The sequence below is a fragment of the Enterobacter wuhouensis genome (assembly GCF_035835995.1).
GTDB classification, from domain to species: Bacteria; Pseudomonadota; Gammaproteobacteria; order Enterobacterales; family Enterobacteriaceae; genus Enterobacter; species Enterobacter wuhouensis.
This window is the reverse complement of the sequence record NZ_CP142124.1, coordinates 3,001,794-3,021,986: the sequence shown is the minus strand read 5'-3', so window position 1 is coordinate 3,021,986 and position 20,193 is coordinate 3,001,794. Positions and strand designations below refer to the sequence as shown.

The 20,193-nt window shown below is 50.8% G+C and carries 20 protein-coding genes and 1 other annotated feature; of the genes, 10 read left to right on the top strand and 10 right to left on the bottom strand.

Annotated features, from left to right (window positions below):
* The 9 genes from VPX56_RS14545 (at position 1) to ugd (ending at position 10,688) form a co-directional block, all read left to right on the top strand.
* Positions 1-1,290, top strand: a complete 1,290-nt coding sequence (locus VPX56_RS14545; RefSeq protein WP_326467226.1) for a DUF6418 domain-containing protein — start codon at positions 1-3, stop codon at positions 1,288-1,290.
* Positions 1,283-2,251, top strand: a complete 969-nt coding sequence (locus VPX56_RS14540; RefSeq protein ID WP_131635067.1) for a glycosyltransferase family 2 protein — start codon at positions 1,283-1,285, stop codon at positions 2,249-2,251. Before VPX56_RS14545 ends, VPX56_RS14540 begins: the two co-directional genes overlap by 8 nt.
* Before the next feature lie 57 nt (positions 2,252-2,308).
* A complete protein-coding gene (locus VPX56_RS14535) occupies positions 2,309-3,073 on the top strand; it encodes a DUF4422 domain-containing protein (protein ID WP_326467224.1) in 765 nt (254 codons plus the stop codon).
* The gene (glf, locus tag VPX56_RS14530; protein WP_131635069.1) at positions 3,070-4,215 is read left to right on the top strand and encodes a UDP-galactopyranose mutase; all 1,146 of its coding nucleotides are present in this window, start codon (positions 3,070-3,072) and stop codon (positions 4,213-4,215) included. Before VPX56_RS14535 ends, glf begins: the two co-directional genes overlap by 4 nt.
* Before the next feature lie 14 nt (positions 4,216-4,229).
* A complete protein-coding gene (locus VPX56_RS14525) occupies positions 4,230-5,666 on the top strand; it encodes an undecaprenyl-phosphate galactose phosphotransferase (protein ID WP_131635070.1) in 1,437 nt (478 codons plus the stop codon).
* 150 nt (positions 5,667-5,816) lie between these two features.
* Entirely contained in the window at positions 5,817-7,223 is a 1,407-nt protein-coding gene (gene gndA, locus VPX56_RS14520; RefSeq protein ID WP_131635071.1) for an NADP-dependent phosphogluconate dehydrogenase, read from the top strand.
* A gap of 93 nt (positions 7,224-7,316) precedes the next feature.
* Positions 7,317-8,402, top strand: coding sequence for a dTDP-glucose 4,6-dehydratase (gene rfbB / locus VPX56_RS14515; RefSeq protein WP_326467219.1), 1,086 nt, complete (start codon positions 7,317-7,319; stop codon positions 8,400-8,402).
* Complete coding sequence (gene rfbA / locus VPX56_RS14510; protein ID WP_263610225.1) at positions 8,402-9,283, top strand: glucose-1-phosphate thymidylyltransferase RfbA; 882 nt, start codon at positions 8,402-8,404, stop codon at positions 9,281-9,283. The genes rfbB and rfbA overlap by 1 nt, the downstream gene beginning before the upstream one ends.
* Positions 9,284-9,521: 238 nt before the next feature.
* Positions 9,522-10,688, top strand: a complete 1,167-nt coding sequence (gene ugd / locus VPX56_RS14505) for a UDP-glucose 6-dehydrogenase (protein WP_131635074.1) — start codon at positions 9,522-9,524, stop codon at positions 10,686-10,688.
* A 52-nt stretch (positions 10,689-10,740) separates the two neighbouring features.
* Here ugd and VPX56_RS14500 read toward each other — a convergent pair whose 3' ends face one another.
* The gene (locus tag VPX56_RS14500) at positions 10,741-11,745 is read right to left on the bottom strand and encodes an NAD-dependent epimerase (RefSeq protein ID WP_326467215.1); all 1,005 of its coding nucleotides are present in this window, start codon (positions 11,743-11,745) and stop codon (positions 10,741-10,743) included.
* Positions 11,746-11,938: 193 nt separating this feature from the next.
* Between VPX56_RS14500 and wzzB the strand changes: the two genes are divergently transcribed.
* Entirely contained in the window at positions 11,939-12,919 is a 981-nt protein-coding gene (gene wzzB / locus VPX56_RS14495) for an LPS O-antigen chain length determinant protein WzzB (RefSeq protein WP_131635076.1), read from the top strand.
* Positions 12,920-12,959: 40 nt separating this feature from the next.
* Here wzzB and hisIE read toward each other — a convergent pair whose 3' ends face one another.
* The 9 genes from hisIE to hisL form a co-directional block, all read right to left on the bottom strand.
* A complete protein-coding gene (hisIE, locus tag VPX56_RS14490) occupies positions 12,960-13,571 on the bottom strand; it encodes a bifunctional phosphoribosyl-AMP cyclohydrolase/phosphoribosyl-ATP diphosphatase HisIE (RefSeq protein ID WP_326467212.1) in 612 nt (203 codons plus the stop codon).
* A complete protein-coding gene (gene hisF / locus VPX56_RS14485; protein WP_326467210.1) occupies positions 13,565-14,341 on the bottom strand; it encodes an imidazole glycerol phosphate synthase subunit HisF in 777 nt (258 codons plus the stop codon). Before hisF ends, hisIE begins: the two co-directional genes overlap by 7 nt.
* Positions 14,323-15,060 carry a 1-(5-phosphoribosyl)-5-[(5-phosphoribosylamino)methylideneamino]imidazole-4-carboxamide isomerase gene (hisA, locus tag VPX56_RS14480; RefSeq protein ID WP_326467208.1) on the bottom strand — a complete coding sequence of 246 codons (738 nt, stop codon included), beginning with the start codon at positions 15,058-15,060 and terminating at the stop codon, positions 14,323-14,325. Before hisA ends, hisF begins: the two co-directional genes overlap by 19 nt.
* Entirely contained in the window at positions 15,060-15,650 is a 591-nt protein-coding gene (hisH, locus tag VPX56_RS14475; RefSeq protein ID WP_131635080.1) for an imidazole glycerol phosphate synthase subunit HisH, read from the bottom strand. Before hisH ends, hisA begins: the two co-directional genes overlap by 1 nt.
* On the bottom strand, positions 15,650-16,717 hold the full coding sequence (hisB, locus tag VPX56_RS14470) for a bifunctional histidinol-phosphatase/imidazoleglycerol-phosphate dehydratase HisB (RefSeq protein ID WP_131635081.1): 1,068 nt from the start codon (positions 16,715-16,717) through the stop codon (positions 15,650-15,652). The genes hisH and hisB overlap by 1 nt, the downstream gene beginning before the upstream one ends.
* Complete coding sequence (hisC, locus tag VPX56_RS14465; protein WP_326467205.1) at positions 16,714-17,775, bottom strand: histidinol-phosphate transaminase; 1,062 nt, start codon at positions 17,773-17,775, stop codon at positions 16,714-16,716. The genes hisB and hisC overlap by 4 nt, the downstream gene beginning before the upstream one ends.
* Positions 17,772-19,076: a histidinol dehydrogenase gene (gene hisD / locus VPX56_RS14460; RefSeq protein WP_326467203.1), complete on the bottom strand. Its 1,305-nt coding sequence runs from the start codon at positions 19,074-19,076 to the stop codon at positions 17,772-17,774. The genes hisC and hisD overlap by 4 nt, the downstream gene beginning before the upstream one ends.
* A 5-nt stretch (positions 19,077-19,081) precedes the next feature.
* The gene (gene hisG / locus VPX56_RS14455) at positions 19,082-19,981 is read right to left on the bottom strand and encodes an ATP phosphoribosyltransferase (protein ID WP_263610217.1); all 900 of its coding nucleotides are present in this window, start codon (positions 19,979-19,981) and stop codon (positions 19,082-19,084) included.
* 34 nt (positions 19,982-20,015) lie between these two features.
* Positions 20,016-20,139: a sequence feature (His leader region), on the bottom strand.
* Positions 20,115-20,162: a his operon leader peptide gene (gene hisL / locus VPX56_RS14450; RefSeq protein ID WP_001375657.1), complete on the bottom strand. Its 48-nt coding sequence runs from the start codon at positions 20,160-20,162 to the stop codon at positions 20,115-20,117. (Overlaps the previous feature by 25 nt.)
* Between the last annotated feature and the right edge of the window lie 31 nt (positions 20,163-20,193).

Sequence of the window (20,193 nt, the reverse complement as noted above, 5' to 3'; positions counted from 1 at the left end):
ATGAGTTATATTGTTCACGGCTCAGATATTCTTAACCTTGCTATTGTTTTAGGTTATATATTTGTGTTGTTTTACTTTTTAGTGAAAAAAGAATCCTTTTTTATTATTAGTAGCTTCTTCTTGTGGTCAATATTAACTACTGCAATTAGTGGGTTAATCCTTGAGACTGGCGTTTTTTTGCCGGAGTTAGGAGAGGTTTCGACTCTGAATGGTGCAACTTCCATTAATGTTAGCCTGGCAGTAATAACTCTACTTATCACCTCAAATGTTTATGTTTTCTTAAACTCACGTATTAAGGTAGAAATTAATACATCCTATTTGGTTAATTCTCTAATTGAAAAAATTTATCCTGTATTTGTTGCTTTAGCCACTATATTCGTAATTTTTTTATTTATTAAATACGGAAAGCCAAGTGATTATGGTCAGGATAGATTTTATTACTGGAACAATATAGCTCCTTCTTGGGGGAATCTTGTAAGACTATTTGTAGAACAGTCTGTTTTTATTCTTGGTTGTATCTATGCAAAGAATAAGAAAAAAACTATACTTGCCTTGTTTGTTTTAGGATTACTTTCACAAATCCTTGTCGGTGAAAAATTTACTGGCATTTTCCAAATGCTGCTTTTCTTCGCTGTAAGTTTTCTAATAGCATCAAATAGTGTGATAAGTAAAAAAATATTTTCCTTTAAAAATATGATTTTATTTTCATGCTTAGGTTTCATTTTTTTAGTCCTTGTTTGGACGAGTTATTTCTCACTGTCTGGCGATAGTACGCTTGCATACGAATCCCTTAAAACACGAATTGCGGCGCAAAGTCAGTTATGGTGGGCGCTAACAGAAAATGGGGCATCGGCAAACTTTACCATTTCCAGTTTATTTGTTAATTTATTTGGTATTGGGGCGTTGCCGGAAAATACTGGAATGTCGTATTTAATGGGGCTCGTTATGCCTCAGCATTTATTCAATGTTTATCAGGAAGCTGGCATTGCATTAACAATGGCATTTCCTGCAAACATTTTACTTTTCTTCGGCCCATTCATGTCATTATTGATATGTTTGATTCTTGCTGTTTTTCTGGCTCTAGCACTGTGGTTTACAGCATATACGCTTAGAAATAAAGATTATATTTTATTATATATAGCAATGAAGGTATTCAATATTGCCATTCAATTTGTTTTAATGGGCAGGGTTTATCTTCTATTTGAATGGAAGATTGTACTGTTGTTACTGCCGATTATTTTTGCTTTTGTTGCGCATTCAAAATATAGGGCTGTTAAAGAAAATGCCTGATATATCATTTATCATACCTGTATATAATGTATCTTCTTACATCAAAGATTTTTTCAAACCTTTTAAGCTTTGTACTATATCCTGTGAAGTTATATTTGTTAATGATGGGTCAACAGATTCATCTGCCGATATACTGCAGCAGCTAGAGAATGAAGACTCCAGAGTAACTGTTATTCACAAACAAAATGGAGGGGTCTCGTCTGCCAGAAATTTAGGAATTAAACTGGCAACAGGTAGATTCATTTCATGTTTAGATCCGGATGACCTCGTTTCACCGAGTCTCTTTAAATGTATTGATTTTTCTCTGAGAGAGTTTCAGGATGTCGATACAATAGTTTACCGTTATGAAAAGTTTAATGATGGTGAGAAACCTAAAGTATTTAGTAATGATGTTGGACACTCCGCTTATAATTATATTCATAAAAACAAACTTTCCACACTGCACAATTACCCGTGGCAAAGAATTGTGAAACGAGAATTCTATCTTGACAACTTCTTCCCGGAAGGAATTATTTATGAAGATTCAGTTACGATTCCTATATTAAATGCTAAGGCTAGAGTAGTTCTAGAAATAGATGTTGTACTTTATTACTACCGGGTGCGTAAAGATTCCTTGACTAATTTTAACATTCAAAAAAATATGGAATTAGTTACAGCTTTGTCTTTGCTTGAAGATAAAGTTGCAATGCAACCTGATTATAGACAAAATCTTTATTCCTGTGTCGCACACCTGTCTAGAAGTGCATTGGTTATATTGACCAAAATGTCAAAATCAAATAGCTCAGTTGCCATATTTAAAAACAACCATAGAATAATTTTCTCTAAGTTTAGTCGATATCCACTTTCAGTAATATTGAGCAGCAACGCTAGTCCTATCGACAGGTTTTGTTTTGTGCTGCTCAAAATGCACCTTGTAGGGTTCTTGTGTTTTAAACTTATATATAAAATTATTAGCAAATAAATGGTCATGATGATAAGTTTTGCTGTCATGCCCGTGATGTATATTTAAAGGTAATAAATGAAAGTATTCGTGGTGTCACATAAATATTATGAATTTCCTATAAATCAAAAATATGTACCTCTAAAAGTTGGATTGTCAAAAGAGAGTCTTGCTTCAAGTTATGAGCAAGATTCCACCGGCGACAACATCGCCCATCTGAATCCATCCTTCTGCGAACTCACCGCAGCCTATTGGATCTGGAAAAACGTTCAGGAAGAGGTTGTTGGCCTTGCACACTATCGTCGCTATTTTGCCTCCTCCACGAGCAACCTGACGGTAAAGGGCAAGCGTATTGCGTCTCCAGAAGAGATGGCGGATATGCTCAAAAGTGCTGATATTCTGGTAGCAAAACCACGCAACTATTTCATCACCAGTATTAAAAGCCATTATATCCACGCTCACCATGAGTCCGACTATACTCAGCTTCGTGACGAAATTGTTTTTCAGCAGCCTGATTATGTCGCCGATTTCGACCATGTTATGGGCGGAACCAAAATCAGCCTCTACAACATGTTCGTCTGTAAAAAATCATTGATTGACGAGTATTTTGCCTGGCTCTTCCCGCTGCTGTTCGCGCTGGAACAAAAAATAGATTACCAAAATTATGATGCGTACCAAAAACGCGTATTTGGCTTTATGGCAGAAAGACTTTTCAACGTATGGCTTCATCATCAGCGCGATCGGCTGACCATAAAATATATGCCGGTGGTCAATATTGATGGTGAGAACTTGCTTTTGAAAGGTATTGGATTATTAAAACGACATTTTTGGGGAACAAAATGACAGTCGCTATTGTTGGTGCAGGTATCTCTGGGGCCGTTATCGCCAGGCTGTTAGCTGAGCAAGGAATATCATCCGTTGTTTTTGATAAGCGCTCGCATATCGCAGGTAACTGCCATTCTGAACGTGATCCGCAGACGAATGTAATGTTACACGTTTACGGCCCCCATATCTTCCATACGGACGATAAAGAAGTCTGGGATTTCGTGAATGATTATTCAGAATTTATGCCTTACACCAACCGTGTAAAGGCTGTCTACAAAGGCAACGTTTATCTGCTGCCTGTTAACCTGCACACCATTAACCAGTTCTTCAATAAAACGCTGCGTCCGGATGAAGCTCGCGCCTTCATCGAATCTAAAGCGGATAAATCTATCGTTGACCCGCAGAACTTCGAAGAACAGGCAATCAGTATGATTGGCCGGGAGCTTTATGAAGCATTCTTCCGGGGCTATACGCGTAAGCAGTGGGGCGTTGAACCGACTGAATTGCCGGCAAGCATTCTGAAACGCCTCCCATTGCGTTTCAACTACAATGATAACTACTTCAACCACAAGTATCAGGGCATGCCTAAAGAGGGCTATACCGATATGGTCGCAAAAATTCTCGACCATGAACTGATCGAGGTGAGGACCGATACTGAGTTTTCTGCGGATGAAGGCGATGCCTACCAGCACGTATTTTGGTCTGGTGCACTTGATGGATACTTTAACTTTAGCGAAGGGCGTCTCGGCTATCGTACCCTGGATTTCGAAAAGTTCTCTGCTGAAGGCGATTATCAAGGGACGGCGGTTATTAACTACTGTGAAGAAGATGTGCCTTACACTCGTATCACCGAGCATAAGCATTTTTCTCCGTGGGAATCTCACGAAAATACCACGTGCTACCGTGAGTTCAGCCGTTTGTGCACGGAAAACGACGTTCCTTATTACCCAATTCGCATGGTGAAGGAAAAAGAGTTGCTCAACCGTTACCTGGATAAAGCTCAGGCGCTCAGTAACACCACGTTTGTTGGACGCCTGGGCACATATCGCTATCTGGATATGGACGTTACTATTCGCGAAGCCATTGACGTTGCCAAAAAATATCTCGAATGCCAAAGAAATCAGGAGCCAATGCCTGTATTTAATATTAATCCTCGTTAATCTCAGGTGTTGTCATGGATACGGATAATTTTTTGAATAAATATAACCCGTTGCTATGCAAGGTTTTTCTGGCAGCCTCGGATTTTATTTTTTTTAATATCTCTCTCGCGCTTTCCATCGGCTGCGTGTACTGGATCTTCAACGATCTGTATCGGTTTATCCCGGACAATCAGCTGGAGATGCGTATCATCTCCCACGTCGTTTTAAGCGTGATCTGCGTGGGATGGTTCTGGGTTCGGTTGCGGCACTATTCTTATCGCAAACCATTCTGGTTTGAGTTAAAGGAAATCATCCGCACAATCGTTATTTTTGCCGTCTTTGATCTGGCCCTTGTGGCCTTTTCTAAATGGCAATTTTCCCGATATGTGTGGGTTTTTTGCTGGACCTTTGCATTAATCTTGCTGCCATTCTTCAGAGCCATGACCAAACATCTTCTGAATCGTCTTGGTATCTGGAAGAAAAAAACGGTCATCATTGGAAGCGGGAGTAATGCTGTAGAGGCTTATTTCGCTTTACAGAGCGAAGAAATGTTAGGTTTTGATGTCGTCGCATTTTTCGACGAGGAATCAACAGAGCCGATGCTGCAGGGGCTGCCCGTTCTGCGCGATCCTAATATTCTTTGGGAGATGAAGAAAACCGGTGATATCCATTTCATCGTTGCCTTTGAAATGGAAAACAGCGATAAAACGATGAACTGGCTGCGAGAACTGTCTAAGAAGGATTGTCGATCGGTGACGGTCATTCCTTCTCTGCGCGGGCTGCCGCTATATAATACCGATATGTCATTCATCTTTAGCCATGAAGTGATGCTGTTACGGATCCATAATAATCTGGCAAAACGTACCTCTCGCTTCCTGAAGCGCACGTTCGATATCGTTTGTTCCTCACTGATCATCCTTATTTCGTCGCCACTGCTTATTTACCTTTGGTACAAGGTCACTCGCGACGGTGGACCGGCAATCTATGGGCATATGCGCGTCGGTAGGCATGGCAAACTGTTTCCATGCTATAAATTCCGTTCGATGGTGATGAACTCTCAGGAAGTCCTGCAAAAACTTCTCGATTCAGATCCTGCCGCTCGTGAAGAGTGGGATCGTGATTTTAAGTTAAAAAATGATCCCCGAATCACTTCAGTCGGACGCTTTATCCGGAAAACGAGCCTGGATGAACTGCCTCAGTTATTCAATGTTCTTAAAGGACAAATGAGCCTGGTGGGGCCACGTCCCATTATTTCGGAAGAGCTGCCGCGCTATGATGATAATGTCGACTATTACCTGATGGCGAAGCCCGGCATGACGGGTTTGTGGCAGGTAAGCGGTCGTAACGACGTAGATTACGATACGCGCGTCTACTTTGATTCCTGGTACGTCAAGAACTGGTCGCTTTGGAATGACATCGCAATTTTGTTCAAAACAGTGAAAGTCGTTCTTCATCGTGATGGTGCATATTAATGCACCAATAATAGGGTTTTATACCCATTAAGTTCATTCTTAAGAAGACATCTATTGCTACCTTCTGGCCTCTATCCTGAGTTAACATGTTCTTCACTTTACCCGCCGGCTCCGTTACGGCGGGGTATCCACACCTGACAGGAGTATGTAATGTCCAAGCAACAGATCGGCGTTGTCGGTATGGCAGTGATGGGGCGCAACCTGGCGCTCAACATCGAAAGCCGTGGTTATACCGTCTCCGTTTTCAACCGCTCCCGTGAAAAAACTGAAGAAGTGATTGCCGAAAACCCAGGCAAGAAACTGGTTCCTTTCTATACGGTTAAAGAGTTCGTTGAGTCCCTGGAAACGCCTCGTCGTATCCTGTTAATGGTGAAAGCGGGCGCAGGTACCGATGCAGCAATCGACTCCCTGAAACCTTATCTGGATAAAGGCGACATCATCATTGATGGCGGCAATACCTTCTTCCAGGACACCATCCGTCGTAACCGTGAGCTCTCTGCTGAAGGCTTTAACTTCATCGGTACCGGTGTGTCCGGTGGTGAAGAAGGCGCTCTGAAAGGCCCATCTATTATGCCTGGCGGCCAGAAAGAAGCGTACGAGCTGGTTGCACCTATCCTGACCAAAATTGCTGCCGTCGCTGAAGACGGTGAGCCATGCGTCACCTACATCGGTGCCGACGGCGCAGGTCATTACGTTAAGATGGTTCACAACGGTATCGAATACGGCGATATGCAGCTGATTGCTGAGGCCTATTCCCTGCTGAAAGGCGGTCTGAACCTGACCAACGAAGAGCTGGCTGAAACCTTCACCGAATGGAATAAGGGCGAGCTGAACAGCTACCTGATCGACATCACCAAAGATATCTTCACCAAGAAAGATGAAGACGGTAAATACCTGGTTGATGTGATTCTGGATGAAGCGGCAAACAAAGGCACCGGCAAATGGACCAGCCAGAGTTCTCTGGACCTCGGTGAACCGCTGTCTCTGATCACCGAATCCGTCTTTGCGCGCTATATCTCTTCCCTGAAAGAGCAGCGCGTTGCGGCATCCAAAGTGCTGTCTGGCCCGCAGGCTAAACCAGCGGGTGAAAAAGCGGAATTCGTTGAGAAAGTTCGTCGTGCGCTGTACCTGGGTAAAATCGTCTCTTATGCACAGGGCTTCTCTCAGCTGCGTGCCGCTTCTGACGAAAACAACTGGGACCTGAACTACGGCGAAATCGCGAAGATCTTCCGCGCTGGCTGCATCATTCGCGCGCAGTTCCTGCAGAAAATCACCGATGCCTACGCAGAAAATGCGGGCATTGCGAACCTGCTGCTGGCTCCGTACTTCAAAAAAATCGCGGACGAATATCAGCAGGCGCTGCGTGACGTCGTTGCTTACGCTGTGCAGAACGGTATTCCGGTTCCGACCTTCTCCGCTGCGGTGGCGTACTACGACAGCTACCGTGCTGCGGTACTGCCTGCCAACCTGATTCAGGCGCAGCGCGACTACTTCGGTGCGCACACCTATAAACGTACCGACAAAGAAGGTGTGTTCCACACCGAATGGCTTGATTAATCCGATCTCGGTCTAGCCATTTCACTAAGCCCGGTAGCGATACCGGGCTTTTTTGTCCCGCCCAATCCACTCACTTTTAATGGAATAGATTGCGTGAAAATTCTTGTTACTGGTGGTGCCGGTTTTATCGGCTCTGCTGTCATCCGACATATTATTAGCAATACACGGGATAGCGTTGTTAACGTTGATAAACTGACCTATGCCGGTAACCTGGAATCCTTGCGTGAGGTAAGCGATAGCGACCGTTATGTTTTTGAGCATGCTGACATATGCGATAAAGATGCAATGGAGCGTATTTTTGCTGCTCACCAGCCCGATGCAGTAATGCATCTCGCTGCAGAAAGCCATGTCGATCGTTCAATTACCGGGCCAGCCGCGTTTATCGAAACCAATATTGTTGGCACCTACGTCCTGCTGGAGACCAGCCGTGCCTACTGGGCTTCACTGAATGATGCGGCAAGAAACGCATTCCGTTTTCACCATATCTCAACCGATGAAGTCTACGGTGATTTACCGCATCCAGATGAACGTCACGACGCCGGGCCGTTGCCCATGTTTACGGAAAAAACGTCTTACGCGCCAAGTAGCCCTTATTCCGCATCCAAGGCGTCGAGCGATCATTTAGTGCGCGCATGGACGCGCACATATGGCCTGCCAACGATTGTGACGAACTGTTCAAATAACTACGGGCCTTATCATTTCCCCGAGAAACTTATTCCGCTCGTCATTCTGAATGCGCTGGAAGGCAAACCTCTACCGATTTACGGCAAGGGCGATCAGATCCGCGACTGGTTATACGTGGAAGATCACGCGCGTGCGCTGTATACCGTTGTGACAACGGGAGCCGTGGGGGAAACGTATAATATTGGCGGGTACAACGAGAAGAAAAATATCGAGGTTGTCTACACCATATGCGATCTGCTGGATGAAATCGTACCCAGGGAAATATCCTATCGGGAACAAATTACCTATGTAACTGACCGTCCGGGGCACGACCGCCGCTACGCGATTGACGCTCAAAAAATTAGCGCCGAGCTGGGCTGGAAACCGCAGGAAACCTTTGAAAGCGGCATTCGCAAAACGGTTGAATGGTATTTGAACAATCAGGAATGGGTCTCTAATGTTAAAAGTGGCGCCTATAAAAGCTGGATCGATCAGAATTATGGGGAGCGTAAGTAATGACTAAGCGTAAAGGTATCATTCTGGCCGGCGGCTCCGGTACCCGGCTCTACCCGGTCACGATGGCGGTAAGCAAACAGCTGTTGCCGATTTACGATAAGCCGATGATCTATTATCCGCTATCAACGCTAATGCTTGCCGGCATCAGGGATATCCTGATTATCAGCACGCCACAGGATACGCCCCGTTTTGAGCAACTGCTGGGGGATGGCAGCCAGTGGGGATTGCGTCTGCAGTATAAGGTGCAGCCGAGCCCGGACGGGCTTGCTCAGGCCTTTATCCTTGGCGAAGAGTTTATCGGTGACGATAACTGCGCGCTGGTGTTAGGCGATAACATTTTCTACGGACATGACCTGCCTCGGCTGCTTGAAGGGGCTGCCGGTCAGGAAGAGGGGGCGACCGTGTTCGCCTATCATGTCAGCGATCCGGAACGTTATGGTGTTGTTGAGTTCGACAAAGAAGGCACCGCAATTGGCCTTGAGGAGAAACCTCAGCATCCAAAAAGTAATTACGCCATAACCGGCCTTTATTTTTATGACAATGATGTCATTGAAATGGCCAAGAGCTTGAGCCCGTCGGATAGAGGCGAACTGGAAATCACCGATATCAACCGTCTGTATATGCAGCAGGGGCGACTGTCTGTCGCAATGATGAGACGAGGCTACGCCTGGCTGGACACCGGAACACACCAGAGCATGATTGAGGCGAGTAATTTTATCGCAACAATTGAAGAACGACAGGGGCTTAAAGTTTCATGTCCGGAAGAGATTGCGTTTCGTAGAGGATTTATCGATGCGGAACAGCTTATGCTGCTTGCAGAGCCGCTGAAAAAGACCGGATATGGTCAATATCTGCTTAACCTTACCAAGGGATTAGTCTGATTTGAGCCAGCCCGCTGTTTAACCATTTTAGCTGCCCATAAGCGTTAAGTGCCCCTCTATTGCTGGAAAGCCGGTACTTAAGGCTCTGTTTTGGTAACGGGCGCAGTGGCGTCAACGTATTCACCAGCCCGGCGTGCACCTTGACAGTGAATTGGCATTAGCGATAAAAAACCACCAGTTAATCATTGTGGTGACCCTTTGAATGTCACCAGAAACTCATACTGAAGAAGCCAAACGAATGAAAATAACCATCTCCGGAACAGGCTATGTTGGCCTTTCAAACGGTATCCTGATTGCGCAGCACCATGAAGTGGTCGCGCTGGACATCGTGCAGGCCAAAGTGGATATGCTTAATCAGAAACAATCGCCGATTGTGGATAAAGAGATCCAGGATTATCTTTCAAACAAGCCGCTGAATTTCCGCGCGACGACGGATAAAGAAGATGCCTACCGCGATGCGGATTATGTCATCATCGCCACGCCGACCGACTACGACCCAAAAACGAACTACTTCAACACCTCAACGGTTGAAGCTGTGATCAAGGACGTGATCGCGATTAACCCGAATGCGGTGATGGTTATCAAGTCGACCATTCCGGTAGGTTTCACCCAGTCCATCAAAGAGAAGTTTGGTATCGATAATATCTTCTTCTCGCCAGAGTTTCTGCGCGAGGGCAGGGCGTTATACGATAACCTGCACCCGTCCCGTATCGTGATTGGTGAACGCTCCGAGCGTGCAGAGCGTTTTGCTGCGCTGCTGCAGGAAGGCGCGGTTAAGAAAGATATTGCGGTACTGTTCACCGACTCTACCGAAGCCGAGGCGATTAAGCTGTTTGCCAACACCTATCTGGCGATGCGCGTGGCTTACTTCAACGAACTGGACAGCTACGCCGAGAGCCTGGGGCTCAACACGCGTCAGATTATTGAAGGCGTCTGTCTGGACCCGCGCATTGGCAATCACTATAACAACCCGTCATTCGGTTACGGCGGTTACTGTCTGCCGAAAGATACCAAACAGCTGCTGGCAAACTATCAGGCCGTGCCAAACAATCTGATTTCGGCGATTGTTGATGCGAACCGCACGCGCAAGGATTTCATCTCTGATTCGATTCTCGCTCGCCATCCGAAAGTCGTGGGCGTGTACCGTCTGATCATGAAGAGCGGTTCCGATAACTTCCGCGCCTCTTCCATTCAGGGGATCATGAAGCGTATTAAGGCCAAAGGCGTTCAGGTTATTATCTATGAGCCAGCGATGCAGGAAGACGAGTTCTTCCATTCACGTGTGATTCGCGATCTGGATGCCTTCAAGAAAGAAGCGGATGTGATCATCTCTAACCGCATGGCTGAAGAGCTGGCGGACGTGGCGGATAAGGTTTATACCCGCGATCTCTTTGGCAGCGACTGATATTCAGTCTGCAGCACATAAAAAACCCGGCTATCAGGCCGGGTTTTTTGTTTTAGACCTTGTAGAAGTCGCGGTACCAGTCGACAAACTTCTTCACCCCGTCCTTGACGGTCGTTTGCGGTTTAAAGCCTACCACGTCGTAAAGCGGCTTAGTGTCCGCGCTGGTTTCCAGAACATCGCCAGGCTGAATAGGCATCATGTTTTTGTCGGCTTCTTTACCCAGCGCTTCTTCCAGGGCGGTAATGTAATCCATCAGTTCTACAGGGGAACTGTTACCGATGTTGTACACGTGATAAGGCGCGGAGCTGGATGCCGGAGAACCGGTTTCGACGGTCCAGTCAGGATTGGCCTGCGGAATCACGTCCTGGAGACGAATAATCGCCTCAACGATATCGTCGATGTAGGTAAAGTCGCGCTTCATCTTGCCGTAGTTGTATACGTCGATGCTTTTCCCTTCAATCATCGCTTTGGTGAATTTAAACAGCGCCATGTCCGGGCGACCCCAGGGGCCATATACGGTAAAGAAACGCAGGCCGGTGGTCGGCAGGTTGTACAGATGCGAATAGGTATGCGACATCAGCTCGTTGGCTTTTTTGGTTGCTGCGTACAGCGAAACCGGATGGTCTACCGAGTCATCCGTTGAGAACGGCATCTTGCGATTGAGGCCGTACACGGAGCTTGATGATGCATAAAGCAGGTGCTGAACCTTGTTGTGGCGACAGCCTTCCAGAACGTTGAGATGCCCAATCAGGTTGGCATCTGCGTAAGCGTGCGGGTTTTCCAGAGAGTAGCGAACGCCAGCCTGTGCGGCCAGGTGAATCACGCGATCGAATTTCTCATCCGCAAACAGCGCCGCCATGCCTTCACGGTCTGCCAGGTCAAGCTTGTGGAATGTGAAATTGTCAGATTTCAACAGGTCCAGACGAGCCAGTTTGAGGTTAACATCATAGTAGTCATTGAGATTATCAATACCGATAACCTGATGACCAGCATCGAGGAGCCGCTTGCTGACATTCGCACCGATAAATCCCGCTGCGCCCGTAACCAGAAATTTCATATCTTCCCTCATTCACACATGTTCTTACAGATGCCATAACGCACCAGATTGTGTCTATCATAGCGCGATGGGTGCTACTTACATAACCCATCTTTCCGATATAACTCATCGGATTCTTATAGAAAAATCGGCAGCAACAGATACACTATGTAAACATGATTATTTTTGCCCTTTTTCATTTGTTAGGGATTGTATGACGCAAAACAACAATAACCTGGTCACGCGAAGCAATGACCCGGAGCAAATTGATTTACTTGATCTAGTGCTACAGCTGTGGCGTGGGAAGTGGACGATAATTACCTTTGTTATTGTTTTTATCGTGCTAGCTGTTGGATATATTACCGTCGCTAAAGAGAAATGGACCTCAACTGCGATCATCGCGCAGCCTGACGCGGCGCAGATTGCAACCTATAACAACGCCTTAAACATCCTGTATGGCAATGCGGCGCCTGCAATGCTGGACATACAGACCCGCGCAATTGGACGTTTTAACTCCTCTTTTTCTGCGTTGTCACAGGCACTTGAAAATCAGGAAGTGCCAGAGAAGCTGACAATTGAGCCAGCGGTGAAGGGACAAGCGCTGCCATTAAGCGTCTCCTACCAGGGTGAATCCGCTGAAGCTGCACAAAAGCAGCTGGCGCAATACATCCAGCTGATCGATGAGCAAACGGCGAAAGAGCTGACCGTCGACCTCAAAGACAACATCAAACAGCAGATCACAACCCTGAATGACTCCCTGGAAAACCAGGAGAAGGTCTCTCAGGAGCAAAAAGACCTGCGAATTAAGCAGATCACCGAGGCGCTTAAGAACGCCGAGGCTGCAAAAATCACGACTCCTCAGATCCAACAGACTCAGGATGTGACCCAGGAAACCATGTTCCTTTTGGGTAGCGAAGCGCTGAAATCAATGATTGATAATGAAGCGTCTCGCCCGCTGGTGTTCTCTGGTGCTTACTACCAGACCAAGCAAAACCTTCTGGATATCGAGAATCTGAATGTGAATCCGGACACCATCCACGTTTACCGTTATGTGATGAAGCCGAACTTACCCATCCGCCGCGACAGCCCGAAAAAAGCCATTACGCTTATTCTGGCCGTGCTGCTGGGCGGGGTTATCGGGTCCGGTGTGGTGTTGGGTCGTAATGCGTTGCGAAACTACAAGCCAAAAGCCTGATTCAGATACAAAAAAAGACCGGGTCTCCCCGGTCTTTTTTTTATTTATGGCGCTTACGTAAATTCTCAATCACCGCCGTCAAGTCCAGCTCCTGATCCTGAAGGAGCACCAGCAGGTGATACATCAGGTCAGACGCCTCGTTAGTCAGCTCGTCACGGTCACGTACCGTTGCGGCCAGCGCCGTCTCAACCCCTTCTTCGCCCACCTTCTGCGCAATGCGCTTGGTCCCGCTGGCGTACAGCTTCGCGGTGTACGAACTTTCCGGATCGGCGGTTTTACGCTCTGCCAGCAGCTGTTCCAGCTGATACAGGAACAGCCACTGGTGGCTCGCTTCACCAAAGCAGCTGCTGGTCCCTTTATGGCAGGTTGGTCCAATTGGATCCGCCAGCACCAGCAGGGTGTCGTTATCGCAGTCCGGCGCAATGCTGACCACGTTCAGGAAATGCCCGGATGTTTCGCCTTTGGTCCACAGGCGCTGTTTAGTGCGCGAGAAAAACGTCACCTTTCCGCTCTCGAGCGTTTTCGCCAGCGCGTCCTGGTTCATATACCCCAGCATCAGCACTTCGCCTGAGACGGCATGTTGTACAACCACCGGCAGTAATCCGTCAGTTTTTTCCCAGTCCAGCTGCGCCTGTTGTTGCTCTGTTAACATACCCTTATCTCCACGCCCCGATCTGCCAGGTACGTTTTTAGCTCACCAATGTTGATAATTTGCTTGTGGAACACGGACGCCGCCAGCGCGCCGTCCACGTTCGCCTCGCGGAAGGCGTCGAGGAAGTGATCCATAGTGCCTGCGCCGCCAGAAGCAATCAGCGGAACGTTGCATACGGCACGCACTTTTTTCAGCTGTTCAAGATCGTAGCCATTGCGCACGCCGTCCTGGTTCATCATGTTCAACACGATTTCACCCGCACCGCGTTTCTGCACTTCCTGCACCCAGTCCAGCGTCTCCCACTGCGTTACGCGGGTACGGCTTTCGTCCCCGGTATACTGGTTGACGTGGTACTTGCCCGTTGCCTCGTCAAACCAGGTGTCGATACCCACCACGATACACTGTACGCCGAAACGATCGGCCAGACGGGTAATCAGCGCCGGGTCTGCCAGGGCAGGGGAGTTGATCGAAATCTTGTCGGCGCCGAAGGAGAGGATTTTAGCCGCGTCGTCTGCGGATTTAATGCCGCCCGCCACGCAGAACGGAATATCGATCACCTCCGCCACGCGCGCCACCCAGCTTTTGTCGACGACACGCCCGTCGCTGGAGGCGGTGATATCGTAAAAGACCAGCTCGTCCGCGCCTTCATCGGCATAGCGTTTTGCCAGCGGGACGATGTCGCCAATGATCTCGTGGTTGCGGAACTGCACGCCTTTGACGACCTGGCCGTCGCGCACGTCCAGGCAGGGGATTATCCGTTTTGCCAGCATTGAATCGCCTCCGTCACAGTAAATTTTCCTTCCAGCAGGGCTCGCCCGACGATGACACCCTGCACGCCGGTTCCGCGCAGGGCGGCCACGTCGTCGATATCACCGATTCCGCCAGAAGACTGGAATGCCACCTGCGGATAGCGCGCGCAGACCTCGTCGTACAGCGAAACGTTAGAACCGGCCAGCGTCCCGTCGCGAGAGATATCCGTGCACAGCACGTGCTTCAGGCCGACGGGGAGATACATATCGACAAGCGCTTCAAGCGTCACGCCGGAGTTCTCCTGCCAGCCGCTGACGGCAACCTGCTTGTTGCCCCGTTCGTCAATGCGCACGTCCAGCGCCAGCACCAGTGCATCCGCGCCAAAGCGGTGGAACCAGCCCTTAACTGTCTCAGGATCTTTCACGGCGGTTGAGCCGACCACCACGCGCGCCACGCCCGCGTCAAGCAGGGCCGAGACGTCCTCTTCCGTACGCACGCCACCGCCAACCTGCACGGGAACGTTCACCCCGGCGACCAGCGTTTTGAGCAGGGGGATCTGACGTTTGGCCGGATCTTTTGCGCCGGTCAGATCGACCAGGTGCAGCACTTCTGCTCCCTGAGCCGCGTAGTCCTGCAGGCGCGGCAGGGGATCGTTACCGTAGTCGCGCTGCTGGCCGTAATCGCCCTGGTGGAGACGTACAACCGTGCCGTCAATCAAATCTAAAGCGGGAATAATCATTACATCTCCAGGAAGTTTTTCAGCAGCTGCGCGCCCGCGGCGCCAGAGCGTTCCGGGTGAAACTGCACGCCGTAAAAGTTGTCTTTCTGTACCGCCGCGGTGAACGCTTCGCCGTAATTGCACTGGGCAATCGTGTCGGCATTCACCGGCATGGCGTAGCTGTGCACGAAGTAAAAGTACGCCCCGTCTTCGATGCCCTGAAATAGCCTGTTGCCCGCTTTCGGATAGACGCGGTTCCAGCCCATGTGCGGCAGCGGCAGGCCGTGGTCGGTCATTTTCGGCACGTCTTCGTCAATGATGCCCAGCAGATCAACCCCGTTGCTCTCCTCGCTGCGGCGGCCCAGAAGCTGCATGCCTAAGCAAATCCCCAGCACCGGCTGGGTGCACGCTTTAATGAGGTCGACCAGGTCGCGCTCGTGGATCTGATCCATCGCCGCCTGCGCCGTGCCTACGCCCGGTAAGAAAAGTTTATCTGCGCGCAGCACCACGTCGGGATCACGGCTGACCACCGGCTCGTAGCCGTGGCGGGCAATCGCCGATTTGACGGAGTTCAGGTTGGCGCATCCGGTATCCAGAATCACCACGTTCATTACAACACTCCTTTCGACGAGGGCAGCGCGTCGCCTTCCACGCGGATCGCCTGGCGCAGGGTGCGGCCAAAGGCTTTAAACAGGCTTTCCACGCGGTGATGGTCGTTTTTGCCTTTCGTTTTAAGGTGCAGCGTCAGGCCCATGGTGTAGGACAATGAACGGAAGAAGTGCTCCACCATTTCGGTGCTGAGGTCGCCCACCCGCTGGTAGGTAAAATCGGCTTTATATTCCAGGTGCGGACGGCCAGAAATATCCATGGCGCAGCGCGCCAGGCATTCGTCCATCGGCAGGACAAAACCAAAACGGTTGATGCCGCGCTTGTCGCCCAGCGCCAGCTTCAGGGCTTCACCCAGCGCCAGACCGGTGTCTTCCACGGTGTGGTGATCGTCGATGTAGAGATCGCCTTTTACTGAAATCTCCATTCTGAAGCCGCCGTGGGTCGCGATCTGATCCAGCATGTGGTCGAAGAAGCCAACGCCGGTGTGGATCTTGCTCCCGCCTTCGCGGTCCAGCCAGACCTTCACGTCGATCTGCGTCTCTTTGGTGTTGCGCTCAACGTGCGAGTAGCGGTCACGTTTGGTCAGCTGTTCGCCAATCTTCGCCCAGTTGAGATCGCTGCTGCTGTAGCGCAGGCCCGCGATGCCCATGTTTTCGGCTAGAGTGATGTCGGTTGCGCGATCGCCAATCACATAGCTGTTGGCTTTATCCAGCGCTTCTTCAGCAAGGTAGCGCTCAACCAGCTTCACTTTTGGTTTGCGGCAGTCGCACTCGTCGGCCGGCAGGTGCGGGCAGATCAGCACTTCATCAAACGCGACGCCCTGCGAGGTGAGGATCTGCATCATCAGGTTATGCGGGCCGTCGAAGTCCGCCTGCGGGAAGCTATCCGTACCCAGACCGTCCTGGTTGGTGATCATCACCAGCTTAAAGCCCGCGTTCTGCAGTTTAAGCAGCACCGGGATCGCGTCGGGTTCAAAAGCCAGCTTGTCGAATCGGTCGACCTGATAATCGGCTGGTGGCTCCGAAATGATCGTGCCGTCACGATCGATAAAAAGGTACTTCTGGCTCATACTTTCTCCGCTTTCAGGGCGTCAATAACGCGCTGGCTCTCTGCACGGGTGCCGACGGTGATGCGCAGGCAGCCGCTCAGGGAGGGTTGTTTATTCTGGTCACGTAAGATAATGCCCTGATCCCATAAAGATTTAAATACGGCGCTGGAGGCGGTGAAGCGCACCAGGATGTAGTTAGTTTCAGAGTCGAACACTTGCTCAACGCAGGCGATCTCTTTCAGGGCCGTTACCAGATACTGACGCTCTACAAGGATCTGCGCCACGCGTTCGCGCATGGCGTTGATACCCTGAGGAGCCAGCGCCTGGGCCGCAATATCCGCAACGGGGGTGGAAAGCGGGTACGGGGCAATCACTTTCAGCAGCAGGTCGATGACCTCTTTATTCGCCAGCGTAAAGCCGCAGCGCAGGCCCGCGAGGGCGAAAGCTTTTGACAGCGTGCGCAGCACCACCAGGTGCGGGTACTCCTCAAGCCAGCCAGCCAGCGTCGCCTGCGGGCAGAACTCAATGTAGGCTTCATCCGCGACCACCAGCGCCTTGCCGCGCGTCATCTCCAGCAGCGTGCGAATATCCTGCGGGTTGATAATCTGCCCGGTCGGGTTGTTTGGGCTGCAGACGAACACCACCTTCACGCCGTCGAGGTTATCGGCAATGCCCTGCAGATCCAGCTGCCAGTCGTCTAGCGATAATACGTTACGGCAGGCCACGCCGAAGGTTTCCGCGCTGACGCTGTACATCCCATAGGTGGGCTGGCAGTACATCACCGCATCTTTACCCGGCTCGCAGAAGGCGCGGATCAGCAGTTCAATACCCTCGTCTGCCCCACGGCTGACCAGGACCTGCTCAGGCTTCACGCCCGCGTACTGGGCGTAATTTTCGATAACCGCTTTTGGCTGACATTCCGGATAGCGGTTCAGCGTTTGCTGCGACAGCTCAAACTGCACCGCCGTCGGGTATTCATTGGCGTTCAGCCAGACGTCACCGTTGCCGCCCAGACGGCGCGCGGACTGATAGGGCGTCAGGCGACGGACATTTTCGCGGGCCAGTTCTTCAATGCTCATGCTTGCTCCTTCAGGGCTGCAACGCGCAGCGTAACGGCGTTTTTGTGGGCGGTCAGACGTTCTGCAGCGGCCAGCGTTTCGATGGTGGAGGCCAGTGCGGCAAACCCTTCTCGGGACAGCTCCTGCACGGTCATGCGCTTCTGGAAGTCGGCCAGCCCGAGGCTTGAACAGGTGGAGGTATAGCCATAGGTCGGCAGAACGTGGTTAGTGCCCGACGCATAATCGCCCGCGGACTCCGGGGACCAGTCGCCCAGAAACACCGAGCCTGCGCTGGTGATGCTGTCGACCAGATCGCGCGCGCTGCGGGTCTGAATAATCAGGTGCTCCGGGCCGTACTGGTTAGAGATAGCAATACACTGGTCGAGATCGCGCGCAACAATCAGGCGGCTGGCGGACAGCGCCTGGCGTGCCGTTTCGGCGCGCGGCAGGTCGGCAAGCTGGCGCTCGACCGCTTCGCCTACCCGCTTTGCCATATCCGCATCCGGCGTCAGCAGGATGACCTGCGAGTCCGGGCCGTGCTCCGCCTGAGAGAGCAGGTCAGAGGCGACAAAGTCCGGCGTTGCGCCGCTGTCGGCAATCACCAGGACTTCGGACGGACCGGCAGGCATATCGATAGCCGCGCCGTCCAGACGCTGGCTGACTTGGCGCTTGGCTTCGGTCACGTACGCATTGCCCGGACCAAAGATTTTGTCGACCTTCGGAATGGATTCGGTGCCAAAGGCCAGGGCAGAAATCGCCTGCGCGCCGCCTACCTTAAACACCTTCTGCACCCCGCACAGCTTCGCGGCATACAGGATCTCATCGGCAATCGGCGGCGGCGAGCAGAGCACCACCTTCTGACAGCCGGCGATGCGCGCCGGGGTCGCGAGCATCAGAACCGTGGAGAACAGCGGGGCAGAACCGCCGGGGATATAAAGGCCGACGGAGGCAACCGGGCGCGTCACCTGCTGGCAGCGCACGCCGGGCAGCGTTTCTACATCGACCGGCTGCAATTTCTGCGCGGTGTGGAACGTGTCGATGTTCTTCACCGCGACGGCCATCGCCTGTTTGATTTCGTCGCCGAGACGACTTTCCGCCTCCGCAATCTCCTGCGCGGTGACCTGCAGCGCACCAACTTCGGTTTTATCAAACTTCGCGCTGTACTCGCGCAGCGCGTCGTCGCCGCGGGCTTTAACGTTATCGAGGATCTCAGCCACGGTGCGTGTGATGCTCTCTGAGGCGGAAATCGCCGGGCGCATCAGTAATTCACTTTGCTGCTCGTCGGTACAGCTATTCCAGTTGATGATTGTGTTAAAGCTCATGGCCGTTACTCCATCATCTTCTCAATTGGCAGCACCAGAATAGAGCTTGCGCCCAGCGCCTTCAGTTTTTCCATGGTTTCCCAGAACAGGGTTTCGCTGCTCACCATGTGCATGGCTACGCGCTGCTGATCGCCTGCCAGCGGAAGAATGGTTGGGCGTTCAGCGCCCGGCAGCAGGGCAATAACTTCGTCCAGGCGCTCGGTTGGGGCGTGCATCATGATGTATTTAGATTCACGCGCCTGAATCACGCCCTGAATGCGGGTCAGCAGCCTGTCGATAAGCTGCTGCTTGGCATCGGCCATCTCGCCGTCGCGCTGGATAAGACAGGCTTTAGAGCGGTAGATGACTTCCACTTCGCGCAGGCCGTTCGCTTCCAGCGTCGCGCCGGTAGAGACGAGATCGCAGATGGCGTCCGCCAGGCCCGCGCGCGGCGCCACTTCAACGGAGCCGTTCAGCAGGCAGGATTTAAACTGCACGCCTTTCTGGTCAAGGTAACGCTTTAACAGGTGAGGGTAAGAGGTGGCGATGCGTTTGCCGTTCAGCGCGGCCGGGCCGTCCCAGGCTTCATCGGCAGGCGTTGCCAGCGACAGGCGGCAGCCGCCGAAGTCCAGACGGCGCAGCGTAAAGTAGCGCGGGTCTTCACCCTGGGCACGGCGGGTCAGCAGCTCTTCTTCCAGCACGTTTTCGCCGATAATGCCAAGGTCAACCACGCCGTCCATCACCAGGCCGGGGATATCGTCATCACGTACGCGCAGAATATCGATTGGCATATTTTCAGCCAGGGCAATCAGGCGCTGGGTGTGCAGGTTGATTTTAATCCCGCAGCGGGCCAGCAGTTCGCGTGAATCGTCGCTTAAACGGCCTGATTTTTGAATAGCTATGCGTAAACGTGAGTTATCTAACATTCTGTTTTCCTCTTAACCTGTCTAAATTTGGTTCAAAAAAAAGCCCCCGGAAGAAGATCTTCCGGGGGCTTTTTCATGCGTTCATGCACCACTGGAAGATCCAAACGTCTTCCAGCACACATCGCCTGAAAGACTAGTCAGGATGATGGTGATGATGGTGTTTAAATTGAACGCGTGTCATATAAATTCTCGTTGAATGCTTATGCATTTGA

Excerpts from the sequence above, each read along its gene's own strand:
- hisC (WP_326467205.1), bottom strand. The coding sequence starts at position 17,775 with ATGAGCATTGAAGAACTGGCCCGCGAAAATGTCCGTCGCCTGACGCCC.
- VPX56_RS14500 (WP_326467215.1), bottom strand. The coding sequence starts at position 11,745 with ATGAAATTTCTGGTTACGGGCGCAGCGGGATTTATCGGTGCGAATGTC.
- hisF (WP_326467210.1), bottom strand. The coding sequence starts at position 14,341 with ATGCTGGCAAAACGGATAATCCCCTGCCTGGACGTGCGCGACGGCCAG.
- hisD (WP_326467203.1), bottom strand. The coding sequence starts at position 19,076 with ATGAGCTTTAACACAATCATCAACTGGAATAGCTGTACCGACGAGCAG.
- hisH (WP_131635080.1), bottom strand. The coding sequence starts at position 15,650 with ATGAACGTGGTGATTCTGGATACCGGATGCGCCAACCTGAACTCCGTC.
- gndA (WP_131635071.1), top strand. The coding sequence starts at position 5,817 with ATGTCCAAGCAACAGATCGGCGTTGTCGGTATGGCAGTGATGGGGCGC.
- VPX56_RS14545 (WP_326467226.1), top strand. The coding sequence starts at position 1 with ATGAGTTATATTGTTCACGGCTCAGATATTCTTAACCTTGCTATTGTT.
- VPX56_RS14525 (WP_131635070.1), top strand. The coding sequence starts at position 4,230 with ATGGATACGGATAATTTTTTGAATAAATATAACCCGTTGCTATGCAAG.
- rfbA (WP_263610225.1), top strand. The coding sequence starts at position 8,402 with ATGACTAAGCGTAAAGGTATCATTCTGGCCGGCGGCTCCGGTACCCGG.
- hisIE (WP_326467212.1), bottom strand. The coding sequence starts at position 13,571 with ATGTTAACAGAGCAACAACAGGCGCAGCTGGACTGGGAAAAAACTGAC.
- hisB (WP_131635081.1), bottom strand. The coding sequence starts at position 16,717 with ATGAGCCAGAAGTACCTTTTTATCGATCGTGACGGCACGATCATTTCG.
- VPX56_RS14535 (WP_326467224.1), top strand. The coding sequence starts at position 2,309 with ATGAAAGTATTCGTGGTGTCACATAAATATTATGAATTTCCTATAAAT.
- VPX56_RS14540 (WP_131635067.1), top strand. The coding sequence starts at position 1,283 with ATGCCTGATATATCATTTATCATACCTGTATATAATGTATCTTCTTAC.
- ugd (WP_131635074.1), top strand. The coding sequence starts at position 9,522 with ATGAAAATAACCATCTCCGGAACAGGCTATGTTGGCCTTTCAAACGGT.
- wzzB (WP_131635076.1), top strand. The coding sequence starts at position 11,939 with ATGACGCAAAACAACAATAACCTGGTCACGCGAAGCAATGACCCGGAG.
- hisG (WP_263610217.1), bottom strand. The coding sequence starts at position 19,981 with ATGTTAGATAACTCACGTTTACGCATAGCTATTCAAAAATCAGGCCGT.
- glf (WP_131635069.1), top strand. The coding sequence starts at position 3,070 with ATGACAGTCGCTATTGTTGGTGCAGGTATCTCTGGGGCCGTTATCGCC.
- hisA (WP_326467208.1), bottom strand. The coding sequence starts at position 15,060 with ATGATTATTCCCGCTTTAGATTTGATTGACGGCACGGTTGTACGTCTC.